This window comes from Guptibacillus spartinae, from assembly GCF_028610625.1.
Classification (GTDB): domain Bacteria; phylum Bacillota; class Bacilli; order Bacillales; family Guptibacillaceae; genus Guptibacillus; species Guptibacillus spartinae.
Genome location: NZ_JAQQWU010000002.1, coordinates 145,673 through 159,008 on the forward strand (window position 1 = coordinate 145,673; position 13,336 = coordinate 159,008).

The window sequence follows — 13,336 nt, forward strand, 5'->3', positions numbered from 1 at the left end:
CCTCCTGAAACTGTACTTACTTCTACTGTTTGCAGGTTATCCCGTTTTTATCCGTTCATTTTTGGAACTGCAACTTCAATTTTCTTGTTATTCCAATAGCCGAGGATCACTGTAAAGATTGGTGATAGCCACAAGAATATCGCAAAAGGTAAGTAAGAAAGTACTGATACACCAAGTGTTTCTGCAAAAAAAGCTCCGGAAACACCCCAAGGTATTAGAGGGTTAATAAGTGTACCCGCATCTTCAAGAGTTCGGGATAAAAATTTACGATCAATGCCGGCTTTGTCATAAAAAGGCTCAAACGTCTGACCAGGAAGTAGAATAGATAAGTACTGTTCACCGGTTAACAAATTCACTCCAATAGCAGATGTTGCTGTGGCAGAGATTAAATGACCCCGCCTATTTAAAAGGTTGGTTAAACCACTCATAAGCGATTGAATAATTCCCATCACCTGAAGAACGCCTCCAAGTGCAAGTGCTAAGATAATAAGAGATACGCTCCACATCATCGATTGAAGTCCACCTCTATTGACAATTCCATTGACAAGATCACTAGATGTTTCGCTAGCAAATCCGTTTTGCATTGTTCCAATAATCGAAGTTGCTGAATATACCCCTTGGGTTAGCATTGCCACAATTATCCCTGCAAGTAGTCCAGCAAATAAAGTGACGAGAACTGGCACCCTTTTTACTGCAAGTACAAGCACGATGAGGGGGGGAACTAACGTCCATATTGATATGGTGAATTCACTTTGTAGAACCCTCATTGCTTCGTTAAGATCGTCTGGTTGCACGGAAGATGACAAATTTTTACTCATAATAAAAAAGAAAATAATCGTTACAATAATAGCTGGAATCGTTGTTTGCATCATATGTCGAATATGGGTGAATAGATCTACTCTTGCTACTGCTGGAGCGAAGTTAGTTGTATCAGAGAGTGGTGACATCTTATCACCGAAACATGCACCGGAAATCACTGCTCCAGCTGCAAGAGCAGGATTAACACCCATTGCCGCTCCTATCCCCATCATCGCCACGCCAATCGTACCAATGGTCGTAAATGAACTTCCTGTAAAAGTTGAAACAATAATTGTCACAATTAAGGCACTGATGAGAAACCACTCAGGTTTTATAAACTGAAGGCCGCCATACAGCAAGGTGGGAACCGTACCACTCTGCATCCACACAGCAATCATCATCCCTACTACAAAAAGAATAAGAATTGGTTTTAAGCCCGTCGTAATACTTTGTAGTAAAGCCTTCTCGATCTCTTCCCACTTCATACCAAGAAGCAATCCCAAAATCCCCATCCCTACTACGCCAGCAAGTAGAGGAATATGTGGTTCCACTTTTAACCCAATAATACTAAACAACATCCAACTCATTAATAGCGCTATAACAATCAGCGCTATTGGAAATGATATTTTTTTCATGATCTTTCTCTCCCTCGATCTATATTTTCTCATATCTTAGTTTTGCTCTATCTTTCTTTTCCCATTAAAAAAAGCCCTTCAACAATTGAAGGGACGAATTTCTTCGCGGTACCACCCTTATTGACAGCGTTAGCTGCCCACTTATATCCTCTTTAACGAGAGGATTCCGCGCACCTCGCTCATCAGATGTAATTTCACTTTTAGACGCTCTGGTTTACAGCGACCACCAGATCTCTACTGCTGCTCTTCTTAAAAAGCTACTTGTCTGAATCTTCACTTTTGTGCTTTTATGCTTTTGTGCGTTTAAGTAATATGGTTATTCTATAATTGAATCTGAGGGATGTCAAGGATAAGAATGAAGATGTAAAAAAGCACCAGCCACAGGGCTGATGCTTTTTTACATACCAATATACCTTGTATAGAGTGCTTTTGCTCGACCACGATCTTCTGTTCCTTGAATCAGTACCCGCCCATCTGGGAATAGCACGAGCTTTTCTCCTTCTTCAAGTTGCGCTTTTAGTAAGAAGGGGGTTTTCTTCACTTTTGAGGTTTTTTCTAGCTTTAATGCCCATTCTTTTAAGTCAAAGTGACTTTCCAACTGGATTTGAATCGTTTCTCTCCCACATAGTGAGGTGATATCCTGCTTTGCTCCACTTTTTAATGATGGATATTCATTTGTTTGACAAGTTGGACATCCTTTTTTGGGTGATGAAAATTTCATTGCATAATTGTGATTGTGCCATATATCCATTGTTACTAGGCTTCTATGAAGCTTCTCACGATTACCAGCTATATATTTCATAATCTCCGTTACCTGATACGATGCAATAATATCTACGATGGGAGAGATCACACCGATTGTATCGCAAGTCTCCCCTGTCGTTCCTTCACCTCCCTGAATAAAGCAACGAAGACAAGGTGTTTCTCCTGGAACAAATAGTGCTGTCATTCCTCTTGAACTAACTGCACCACCATAAACAAACGGAATATTATATTTGAAACAAGCGTCATTCAGAAGGAATCGTGTTGAAAAATTATCGGTGCCATCCATAACAAAGTCTACGTCTTCTATTAGCTTGCTGACATTGCTTGCATTAACGTCCACTACCATCGCTTCTATTTCAACAGAGGAGTTCATTTTTTCAAGTTTCTTTTTTGCAGCAATTGTTTTCGGTAGCGCTGAAGCCACATCCTCTTCATCAAATAACATCTGTCTTTGGAGATTACTTTGTTCAACATAATCACGATCAACAATCCTTATATAGCCAAATCCAGCACGAACAAGGTGATTGGCTATAGCGGTGCCAAGTGCCCCCATGCCAACAATAAGGGCGCGTGATTGACTGAAATTCTTTTGCCCTTCTTCGCCTATAGGGGTAAAAAGCATTTGTCTAGAATATCTTTTAAAGTCACCCATTTAATCTGTCTCCTTTTTTGACCAGGTTATATTCTTCTTTTGTATTTACATTTAAAAATTGATTTTTGTCATTCTCAACTTCGACATAAAGCGGATCAATGGAATCGAGTAAATCGTTCATTCTTTTTCTCCCTGATATAAGAAGTTGTTCGATAATTGGTTGACATGAAGAATGGTAAATTGCACAAAGAGGCTGACGTCTATCAGAACTGACAGGTACCACCGCCATAGCAGTAGGGTGTTTATTCAGTTCTTGTATTAGAAACGAAAATAAACCCTCTGTTACTAACGGCATATCACAAGCTACTGCAAAATAATAATCCCCACTCGTATGCATAATCCCAGAATAAATACCTGCTAGTGGCCCCATCCCCTGGAAAACGTCCTCATCTTTTATCACTTTCAGATCTCCAGCTGTTTCCAAAATGAATTTCTCTAATAAATTTGCTTTCGTAACAATGATCGCTTCATCTATTACGGGATAAAGTTGATTAAGAACCGCTTGATAAAAGGGTTTATTGTGAAAGGAAGCAAATGCTTTTGGAGATCCAAACCTTCGAGATTCTCCTCCTGCAAGCAATATACCTATTATTCTCATAATATCCATGCACCTCCTATAAGAGCACCAATAACGGAAGAAGCGAAATTAACTACATCATTATTAAAACCTTTTACGCCACTAAGTTTATCCGTCTGCTTTCCACAATGAGTGCGCCTCTCAGTTCTTGTTCCACAACGTAGACATTGAAACTCCTCCTGCATGGTAGCTCCAATCAGCGTATCGCTTAAACAACCGACAAAACCAGCAAACGTCACAACAGCTGCTGCTTGATAGGAGAGGTCAAAAACGAAAGAACCGACTACACCTATTAAAGCAGATCCAAGAAAAGATGCCACGACACCTAGCATACTTACTGCCCCAGAAGTCCCTGCAGGAACGATTTTCAAAGTTTTTATATGAAGTGGTTTTCGTGTTGAGAGAACACCAAGTTCAGAGGCCCACGTATCAGAATTAGAAGTGGCAATCGCACTTAAAAAAATGAACGTCCATACCTCTTTAGGAAAAATGACCATCATCACTCCAGCTAAAGCAGCCACCCCACCGTTAGCAAGAACCTGATACTGATCTCTCGATGCACCCTTTTCTACGATTTCTTCAATACCACCTTTTTGTTCAGATTGATATTTACTCCATACCGTGGAAGATAGAAAAAAGATCCCGAGAAGCAAAAGTCCTTTCCAGGCAAATCCAAGCGCAATCATACACCCAACACCTGTAGCCGCAAGTGCACCTTTTTTTGAAAGCGCTTGGACTTTGTAACCTAGAAAACCTGTCAGAGCACTAATAAAAATATAAATAATCATATTATGTTAACAATTTGTTCATTTGTAATAATGGCTTGTACGGGTAAATCAAACGATTCGGTTGGTACTTTTTCAACGAGTTGAAACTCATAAGCAAGCGAAACAGTTGCGTTTGAATACTTTTTCAAGTATCGATCATAATAGCCTCCGCCAAATCCGATTCTAAAGCCATGCCGATCAAAAATAAGCCCTGGTACAAGCAATAGGTTTATTTCCTCAGGAGGACATAGCGCTGTTTGATCTGGACGTGGTTCTTCCAGACCAAAATACACACTCTCTAACTGATCCCACTCTGTTAGATAATGAAAGGTCATCTGTTTTGTCTTAGGATCGCATTTTGGTACTGCTACTCTTTTGCCATCCTCCCATGCTTTTTCAATAATTTCTTTTGTATTAATTTCACCTTTCATTGCAACTGTTAACCCAATGGTTTCTGCTGTATTATAAGGTTCATATGTATAGAGGCGGTTTAAAATTTGTTGATCGAGAAGTGCTTTTTCTTCAGCACGAATTTCGTTTATTTTCAATTTCATATTCGTTCGCCACTCATGTTTTGATTGCATCATCATTCCTCCTCATTTCCTCTCTTACTAGTCTACGGGAAAATGTGCAAATAAAAAAGCAGTAGGATATCCTACTGCTTACTTAGTTTCGCGATGTAACGTCTGCTTTTTAAGTCTTGGGCTGTATTTTTTAAGTTCAAGACGATCAGGGTTAGTACGTTTGTTCTTCGTCGTGATGTAGTTACGATCGCCTGTTTCAGTGCAAGCCAATGTAATTTGTACGCGCATGAATATCCCTCCAAATCCTATCAAACTGTTCATTTAACAACATACTTTATTATGATAACAAACATATCTCATTCAATCAAGTTGTTTTTGTTGTGGAAAGTGCTACATATTTTTCAAGGTAGTCTTTCACCACATCCACAAACGTAGCATGCGACCATGTAAGCGGGGCAACGGATAGAGGTTTCCCTGAATAAGGATGGACCTGTTCTGGTAGTATACCACTTGAAAGGGCCTGCTTATATACCCAATCAATATGATGTTTCGCCTCACGTAATTGTTTAAGCGTTTGAGCACGAGAAATTTTCCATTTAGCCATCCACAGCGTACAGATAACCCATGGATTCCCCGGTACTTCTTCAACATTCTGCGATTGTTGGAAGTAATAATCACTAACATACCGTGCGATTCCACCAATGCTCGTTTTGACAGAAAGTTTTTTTTCGATTTGTTCCATCGTGCGAATTATTCGAGGATCATCAGCAGAAAAAACCCCAAATGCGAATAAACCAAACAGGCTGCTTTCAATCGTGTAATCTTTCGTTATTTCACCTGTTTCCTGATTACGATAAAGCCCTCTTAAAAAGCAGGAACTTTTTTCGTCATAAAGATGTGTCTCAATCCCCTTTTTAATCCGCTCTGCCCCTTCATAATAGCTCTCCGCACGATCATCCTCTCCAAACAACCTTGCGAACGAATGAGCTGCCATTAGCCCCCCATAGCAAGCTGATGCTGTAAAACTAAATACACCAAACCTTTCTTCCCAAAGATCATAAGAAGGGAGTGGAAGATCGAGCGTTTCATCCATAAACTGCAACAGAAACTTTGCACCTGGTCGAACTAAAAACTTATAAAGCGATTGTGCAAATTCAATATCACCAGTCGATTGATAATGTTCCCAGAACGCCCAAAGAACAAGAGCCGTCTCATCTTCTTGGATTGGAAGCTGAGGTTGCTTCAAACGATCGACATAAGGATGCCAACTCGATCCTACGGAACCATCAGGATTGTATTTATGATGTAAATAGCCATCTTTTGAAAGCAGTTCAGTACAGCAGCGATAAAAGTTCGTAACCATTCCATGGTACCCGGCTTTAGACATCGCAGAAGCAATTAGTGCCCCGTCCCTTGGCCACATATAACTATAGTGGTCTCGATTATAATGTAAGATATCTGAATCGTTCGCAGCAATAATCGTGCCATTTTGGTTTGTTTGCGTTCGGACTATTAACAAACTTCTTTTATAAAGAGCAAGGATATCTGGCTCTAAATCAGTCTCTGGTAGCACAGATTTATTTACCCAACGATTCCAATACATTCGGATTTTCTCAACCGTTAATTTGGTTCCAATCTCACTCACATACTCATGAATGCTACTTACTTCTTCTTTTGTCCTACCAACTGTCATCCAGTAATAAGCTGTTTTTTGCTCATGTGGTTCTAAGTTCGTTTCGAGTGAGAAAGTGCTATCGACTGACCCTTGCGCAATTGGATTGACGTGTAAATGTCCATCTTCTGCATCACGCCACGTGCCTTCAGCTGCCTGAAATCGTTTCACCCCAGTGGTGTACTGGTTAATTCCTTTCCCATCTAGCTCGCCATTAAAAAGAAAATACCTGTAGCGTTTATAATGAATCACAGACTTTGTATCTGGACAGAAGTAAGCTGTATCGCCTACTTCTGTTTCATAAATATTTAAATCTTGATGGAAGAAGAGTCTTACATCGCGACTTTGATTTTCAAAATTAACAATAGTAATTTTACGAATCATCAGCATCTCACGTTGATGCACGCCTTCTTCAAAAACTAATTTAATTCCAAGGTGAGGATGTACAGCAGTACTGTACGTAACGAGAGTATCTTGATCATAGTTAGGTTGGATCTCCCATTCCGATGAGTGAAGCCATGAGAATTTACCATCAACCCATACGCCAATTCGGTTAGCATGGCCTTGTACATGATTTTGTTGTCCCACATAAGGATAGTAAATATCTCGAATTTGAAGAAACTGATCCATATTAATGAGCAGTTGACCATTTCCAATGACTAAGTGTCTTGGCATCTTACTCCCCCCTATCCATCTCCTACACTAGTCTATTGCAGAAGTGGACAGGTCATTACTCATGGTTCTTATATAAAAATAAAAAACCGCTTTTAGCGGTTTTTTATTCAGCGTCTTCTTTGTATCCAATTGGTTTCTTGGCTTCTTCTTTTAAATCAAAATAAGCATCCAAGACACGCCCACCAATTTTTTTATTTACATAGCCAGAAGAAGAATCATTCACTTCTGGAATAACAACAGAGATCGCTACTTCTGGATTGTTATAAGGAGCATAACCTACAAGTGTTAAATTATAGCCATCGCCAATTTGTGCAGTACCAGTTTTTCCGGCTGCTTGATAATCATCACTTTGGAAATATGGATAATGTGTACCTGCAGTACCGTTTGCCGTATTCATTACCATCCACATACCCTTTTGAACATGCGCAACTTCATCTTCACTCATTTTAATTTTATTCAGTACTTCAGGGGTATTTTGAAAAAGAATGGTATTAGACAAACCATCTTTTTCAGAAGGCTCATGAACTTCTTTTAGAATATGAGGTTCAATTCGATATCCTCCATTAGCAAGAGTAGAAGTATATTGAGCCATTTGCATAGGTGTATAGGTATCGTACTGCCCTATGGCAAAATCAAGAATTTTCCCGAACTCACTCAGACCGCCATTCAATCCTGCACTTTCCCCAGGTAGGTCAACACCGGTTTTCACACCTAGACCAAACTGAGAGAAAGATTCTTTTAGTTCATCATAGGCTTTCGGGTCATAACTACTACTTTCGTATGGAGCATAATCATAACCAGCCATTTTCATGGCAACTTTCCACATATATACGTTTGATGATCGTTGTAATGCAACTAGGTCTGAAATTGGTCCCATTGCATTAGCTGTATAGGATGACTTTTTACCTTCGTCTTTAAAGTATAATACTTCGTCTACTAGGGTTGTATAAGGTTTAATAACCCCATACTGATAACCTGTTAACACCGTCGCTCCTTTAACAGTCGACCCCATCGCATACGAGTCCCCGATAACTCCAAAAGTACGGTCTTTGAATTCTCCATTGCTATATTCTTTACCTGCTAACGAAAGGATTTCACCGGTATTCGGATCCATCATGACAACATATCCTCTTTTTGCTCCATATTGCCTCGCATCGTTAAGCTCTTCATCAAGAATTTTTTCGACTTTCTTTTGAAGATCAATATCTAAGGAAAGGACCAAATCATTTCCTCTTTGTCCTTCAATCACATTCGGTTCACCTATTGGTTCACCAGATTTATCTGTTACATACGTTTGCTTTTCTTTTTGCCCTTTTAAATATTCTTCATATTCTTTTTCTAGATAGCTAATCCCAACTTTATCGTTTCGATCATAATCTCTCAAACCAAAATAATTTAGCTCATCTTTAGGGATCGGTCCTACTCTGCCAAAAATAGTTTGCAATGTATCTCCATAAGGGTATTCTCGCGTAGCATCCGCTTGGATTTCAATACCCGGTAACGATCCAAGATTTTCACTGATTTTTGCAATTTCATCCTCCGTCAAACCGATTTTGATTGTTTGAGATGATAACGCATATCCAGTATCCATCGCCCTTTTTATCGCTGCCACTTCTAACTCTTCCGGATTGTTTTTAATTTCATCTAGATCCTCATCAGTAATGCGGTCGATTTGAAGTTGATATGCTTCACTTGTCTCCAATTCTTCCCATTCTTTATCAGTTAATTTTTTCTTTGCCTTCTCTGGATTCGTTACGATCCAATAATCCTTAAGATCACGATCAATGACATCATCTGTATCTTTATCGATATAACCTGCTAATTTTCGGGCTAATTCAAGTCTTTCTGCTTGTTTCGTATTCTGTGTCCGAATATATGTAAGCGCAAATTCAGGATTATTATCGACAAGAACGCGTCCATAACGATCATACATTTTCCCACGAGGTGCAGTTGATTCTGCCGTCACGTTCTCTGTTTGTTCAGAAACACGCTCGTATTCTTCTCCATTAACAATCTGAATAACACCAAGCCGAAGAATTAAGGTAGAAAACAAAAGGAATACAGTTAAAAACAATATATTTAGCCTAAAAGGTACATGATTTTTCTTTTTCTTAGCTTTCACGATAGACTCCCTTCCCTCAAACAAATATAGACACCTGTTCCAGACAGGTGCCTCTGATCTCTCTTCTTCTTACTATACTTAGGGATAATAAAAAAGTAAAGGGACTAATGAGCTATTGTAATGGGTCTGGAGAAGGGTCGGCTACTGTAGCTGAAGTAGGTTGAAGCCTTCTCACAAAAAGGTAAATGAACGAATGTCCCGCCCCAACAATTAATAACAAGATGGGGATGCTTTTTTCATCGTTAAACAACTTCACCGCTGCTAAGAACAAGAGAATGGAAACAATTCGACCAAGGTTTAAGTAGACCTCACGAACAACAATATACTCAATGCGCATTTCAGCAGCATTCCACGCCTTGCCAATCACATCATACGTGAGAGAAATGTACGGAACAAGGAGAAGTGGATAAGCAAGAGAAATACACACTCCATACGTTAACAATCGCGCAAACGTTAAATCCGTAACGAGCAGAAAAACAGACGCATAGAGAATAAGGCCACCATATAAAATGGCTTTTTTGCGGAATCTCGGCTTTATTAGACGGGTGGCCAAGTAGTAAGCTAGAAAAGATACTGCAGAATTCACTAGCCCAAATGTTCCGATCGCTAGTTCACTTTCTGTCGTAATAAAAACAAGCACAACAATAATAAAAATGAAAGTTCCTTCACGTATGCCTTGAAAAAAATGAGCGTGCAAGATATTTAGCCAGTCAGCATTAATTTTCCTTTCTTGAAAAACTCGCGTAAAAGAAAAATTCCCTTTAGCCGATCGACGTTCAAGAAAAAAGCTTAAAATAACAGCGGCAAAAAACAAAGCAAGTGATACGCCAAAAATGACTTTATAACCCGTAAATGCTTCCAGACTTGAAATAATGACACCTGCAAATATCGGCCCAATCATACCGGCAAATGAAGTAAGTAAACCGAGAAAACCATTAAAAAAATCTCTTGTTTCCGGCTCCGTAATTTCGAATGTTAACACATTAAACGCCAGCCAATAAAAACCAAACCCAATTCCAAGTAATGCACCAAGTAAAACCAGTAAATGGCTCGCATTTTGACCTAAAGAAAGTACGGTTATATAAAAAAGAGCTAGAAAGATGACACCAATTCGTAAGACAATCACTCTGTCCATTTTCTTCGCCCATCTACCTGCAAGGATAAAGGTAAGTGGCTGGCTAATTACTGCAGCAAGGTTATATATCCCGATATCAGCAAATTCCCCGGACTGTTTCCACAAATACACATTCACAAACGTATTTGAAAGCGCAATGCTCAGAGCATATAAACCCCCGATTGTTAGCAATAACAATAAATCTTTTGTTACTTCTATCTCGCCAATCATATGTTTTATCACTTTCATCTGAAACTCCCCTTTTTTCATCCACCCTTATTTTGACTTAATTCCTGCTCGTTATGCGGACGAATCAAAAAGGATAAACTATGTTTAAAAGGGGACTGGTTATGTATTATTTTCTATATCGAACGGACGATCTTAATGAAATGCTTCGAGATCAATTATTTCAACACATTGAACTCCAGGTAAGTGAAGATAGAAATTCGTATTTTATCAATAAAATGACACACTATTTAAGGATCAACTATCGAAATCAAAAGATCTCATTAACCATATCAGATAAACAAATCCTTCTTTGTTCACCAAACGATTTTGAAAACGGGTGTAGTTTCACCGATTTTTTAATAAATTATATACTTGATCATTTTGGAGCAATTTATACAATGATCGAATGATATAAAAAACTCCCCTGGCAATTCTGCCAGGGGAGTTTCTTGAATAGCTTTATTTAGCTGCTTCGTAACGCTTAGCAACTTCATCCCAGTTTACAACATTCCAAAATGCACTAATGTAATCTGGACGTTTGTTTTGGTACTTAAGGTAGTAAGCATGCTCCCAAACATCTAGGCCTAGGATCGGTGTAACACCTTCCATAACTGGAGTATCCTGATTAGGTGTGCTTGTTACTTCAAGCTCTCCGCCTTTTACTACTAGCCAAGCCCAACCTGAACCAAATCGGCCGGCTGCAGCATTAGCAAATTCTTCTTTGAAGCTTTCAAAGCTGCCAAATTTCTTTTTAAGCGCTTCGCTTAGATCACCAGATGGCTCTCCGCCGCCGTTAGGGCTAAGAAGTTGCCAGAATAGTGAGTGGTTCGCGTGTCCGCCACCATTGTTACGTACAGCAGTGCGAATGCCTTCAGGAAGTGCATCTAGATTGCCAAGAAGATCTTCTAGACTTTTTGATGCGTGCTCCTCATGACCTTCAAGTGCACCATTTAATTTTGTTACATATGCGTTGTGGTGCTTGTCGTGGTGGATCTTCATTGTTTCTTCATCGATGTGTGGTTCTAGTGCATTGTAGTCGTAAGGTAGTTCTGGTAGTTCAAATTTAGCCATTGTGAATCTCCTCCTTAAATTAATATGTAACTTGCTGTCAGGGCAACGTTCATTGCCACTTGAACATGATGTCGTCACAAGTTTACACTAGCAGATTTTACATGCGTTTTCAAATAATAAACCTTTGAATTACCGCAACACAAGTAAATTTTCCCCACGAAGGATAGAATTAAACATACCTATGAAGAAAACACAAAAAAACTCGCCATATTATGACGAGTGGGATCTTTATTGAGTGGTGGCTCCGGACGGAATCGAACCGCCGACACGAGGATTTTCAGTCCTCTGCTCTACCGACTGAGCTACAGAGCCAAATATGTATAGCGATTTTGGTACTAGCCTTAAACTCTAGCGCAGAAGTAAATTTGACGCAGTCAAATTTATAATTGGTTGCGGGGGCAGGATTTGAACCTGCGACCTTTGGGTTATGAGCCCAACGAGCTACCGAACTGCTCCACCCCGCGATAATATGAATGTAATAATGCAACACTTGCTACACTATGCAGCGCACTGTTTCTTCCTCTACAAGGTTATGCTTCGAGGCTTATCCGTCGAAACAACTCGAAGTTGATTCTTAGATGTAACGCTCGTTGCTCCACCCCGCGACAATATGAATATGATGATATTGCATTCTTTTTACAAACCATTTAGAAAAAATGGAGGAGGAAGAGGGATTCGAACCCCCGCGGGCGACTAAGCCCCTGTCGGTTTTCAAGACCGATCCCTTCAGCCAGACTTGGGTATTCCTCCGATATGCATTTGGTGGACCCTGCAGGACTCGAACCTGCGACCGGACGGTTATGAGCCGTCAGCTCTAACCAGCTGAGCTAAGGGTCCTTATGTAATTAGTGGGGCGGCTGATGGGAATTGAACCCACGAATGCCGGAATCACAATCCGGTGCGTTAACCACTTCGCCACAACCGCCAAATTGTCTCGTTAAAATAATTGGTAGCGGCGGAGGGGATCGAACCCCCGACCTCACGGGTATGAACCGTACGCTCTAGCCAGCTGAGCTACACCGCCATATGGCTCCACAGGTAGGATTCGAACCTACGACCGATCGGTTAACAGCCGATAGCTCTACCACTGAGCTACTGTGGAATATCTCTTAACGACAAGAACTAATATACCATATATTTTAAAGAAGCGTCAATACGTTTTATAAATTAAATTGAAAAGTATTATAAAACAATGATAGGAACACTATATCACTCTTTTATTTTAGCATCAATAACTACAAGACATAGACTAAAAATACGATGATCATCCCTGCTTGTAGCACGCCTTTCATTACTGCTCCACCAAGAAAACCAAGCAATGATCCTACTCCAACTTGCACTGACTCTTTAAATGGTTTTCGATGAATCAATAACTCTGCTACTACTGCTCCTATAAATGGTCCAAGAATAATCCCAGCGAATGGAATAAGGAATGGGCCAATCAACAAACCGATTGTACTCCCCCAAATAGCGGCTTTCGATCCTCCATACTTTTTGACACCAAATAAATTACTCGCATAATCTGCCACGAATAATAAAAGAGTAAGTAGCACCTGAATGATCCAGAAAGAAAAGGTCAAGGAATTGAAATCATAATAGATTCCATACATGATAAAACCCACATAAATAAATAGGACTGCTGGAATGATTGGATAAATTAATCCGACAAACGCAATTGCAAAAGAGGCAATGACCAACCCCCATACTAGAATATCCATACCTTCATCCTCCTTCAA

Annotated in this window: 12 protein-coding genes, 7 tRNA genes and 1 other annotated feature; of the genes, 1 reads left to right on the forward strand and 18 read right to left on the reverse strand. The window is 39.8% G+C overall.

All coding sequences use genetic code 11. From position 1 onward, the window contains the following. Nucleotides 1–47: 47 nt before the first annotated feature. From nhaC to PQ511_RS04700, 9 genes are all read right to left on the reverse strand, one after another. Nucleotides 48–1,433, reverse strand: a complete 1,386-nt coding sequence (nhaC, locus tag PQ511_RS04660) for a Na+/H+ antiporter NhaC (RefSeq protein ID WP_337957740.1) — start codon at nt 1,431–1,433, stop codon at nt 48–50. Nucleotides 1,434–1,519: 86 nt separating this feature from the next. Continuing rightward, nucleotides 1,520–1,716 (reverse strand) — a binding site (T-box leader). Nucleotides 1,717–1,830: 114 nt separating this feature from the next. Then, on the reverse strand, nt 1,831–2,850 hold the full coding sequence (locus PQ511_RS04665) for a ThiF family adenylyltransferase (RefSeq protein ID WP_273850765.1): 1,020 nt from the start codon (nt 2,848–2,850) through the stop codon (nt 1,831–1,833). Next, complete coding sequence (locus PQ511_RS04670; protein WP_273850766.1) at nt 2,843–3,448, reverse strand: molybdenum cofactor guanylyltransferase; 606 nt, start codon at nt 3,446–3,448, stop codon at nt 2,843–2,845. The genes PQ511_RS04665 and PQ511_RS04670 overlap by 8 nt, the downstream gene beginning before the upstream one ends. Beyond that, the gene (locus PQ511_RS04675) at nt 3,445–4,215 is read right to left on the reverse strand and encodes a DUF92 domain-containing protein (RefSeq protein WP_273850767.1); all 771 of its coding nucleotides are present in this window, start codon (nt 4,213–4,215) and stop codon (nt 3,445–3,447) included. The genes PQ511_RS04670 and PQ511_RS04675 overlap by 4 nt, the downstream gene beginning before the upstream one ends. Next, nucleotides 4,212–4,778 carry a 5-formyltetrahydrofolate cyclo-ligase gene (locus tag PQ511_RS04680; protein ID WP_273850768.1) on the reverse strand — a complete coding sequence of 189 codons (567 nt, stop codon included), beginning with the start codon at nt 4,776–4,778 and terminating at the stop codon, nt 4,212–4,214. The genes PQ511_RS04675 and PQ511_RS04680 overlap by 4 nt, the downstream gene beginning before the upstream one ends. Nucleotides 4,779–4,856: 78 nt before the next feature. After that, complete coding sequence (gene rpmG / locus PQ511_RS04685) at nt 4,857–5,006, reverse strand: 50S ribosomal protein L33 (protein WP_048308894.1); 150 nt, start codon at nt 5,004–5,006, stop codon at nt 4,857–4,859. A gap of 76 nt (nt 5,007–5,082) precedes the next feature. Continuing rightward, nucleotides 5,083–7,065, reverse strand: a complete 1,983-nt coding sequence (locus tag PQ511_RS04690) for a glycoside hydrolase family 15 protein (RefSeq protein ID WP_273850769.1) — start codon at nt 7,063–7,065, stop codon at nt 5,083–5,085. A gap of 103 nt (nt 7,066–7,168) precedes the next feature. Then, a complete protein-coding gene (locus PQ511_RS04695; RefSeq protein ID WP_273850770.1) occupies nt 7,169–9,187 on the reverse strand; it encodes a peptidoglycan D,D-transpeptidase FtsI family protein in 2,019 nt (672 codons plus the stop codon). Between the two features lie 112 nt (nt 9,188–9,299). Beyond that, on the reverse strand, nt 9,300–10,550 hold the full coding sequence (locus PQ511_RS04700; protein WP_273850771.1) for an MFS transporter: 1,251 nt from the start codon (nt 10,548–10,550) through the stop codon (nt 9,300–9,302). Between the two features lie 101 nt (nt 10,551–10,651). Between PQ511_RS04700 and PQ511_RS04705 the strand changes: the two genes are divergently transcribed. After that, the gene (locus PQ511_RS04705) at nt 10,652–10,939 is read left to right on the forward strand and encodes a hypothetical protein (protein WP_273850772.1); all 288 of its coding nucleotides are present in this window, start codon (nt 10,652–10,654) and stop codon (nt 10,937–10,939) included. A 49-nt stretch (nt 10,940–10,988) separates the two neighbouring features. Here PQ511_RS04705 and PQ511_RS04710 read toward each other — a convergent pair whose 3' ends face one another. From PQ511_RS04710 to PQ511_RS04750, 9 genes are all read right to left on the reverse strand, one after another. Continuing rightward, nucleotides 10,989–11,600 carry a superoxide dismutase gene (locus PQ511_RS04710; protein ID WP_226656911.1) on the reverse strand — a complete coding sequence of 204 codons (612 nt, stop codon included), beginning with the start codon at nt 11,598–11,600 and terminating at the stop codon, nt 10,989–10,991. Nucleotides 11,601–11,836: 236 nt separating this feature from the next. Next, nucleotides 11,837–11,912: transfer RNA gene (locus PQ511_RS04715), tRNA-Phe, on the reverse strand. 75 nt (nt 11,913–11,987) lie between these two features. Continuing rightward, nucleotides 11,988–12,064: transfer RNA gene (locus PQ511_RS04720), tRNA-Met, on the reverse strand. Between the two features lie 193 nt (nt 12,065–12,257). Continuing rightward, nucleotides 12,258–12,350 (reverse strand) — tRNA-Ser (locus tag PQ511_RS04725). 10 nt (nt 12,351–12,360) lie between these two features. Beyond that, nucleotides 12,361–12,437, reverse strand: a tRNA-Ile gene (locus PQ511_RS04730). Nucleotides 12,438–12,449: 12 nt separating this feature from the next. After that, a tRNA-His gene (locus tag PQ511_RS04735) sits at nt 12,450–12,525 on the reverse strand. Between the two features lie 22 nt (nt 12,526–12,547). After that, nucleotides 12,548–12,624 (reverse strand) — tRNA-Met (locus PQ511_RS04740). 3 nt (nt 12,625–12,627) lie between these two features. Then, a tRNA-Asn gene (locus tag PQ511_RS04745) sits at nt 12,628–12,702 on the reverse strand. Between the two features lie 133 nt (nt 12,703–12,835). Next, entirely contained in the window at nt 12,836–13,318 is a 483-nt protein-coding gene (locus PQ511_RS04750) for a DUF456 domain-containing protein (protein WP_273850773.1), read from the reverse strand. Nucleotides 13,319–13,336 lie beyond the last annotated feature (18 nt).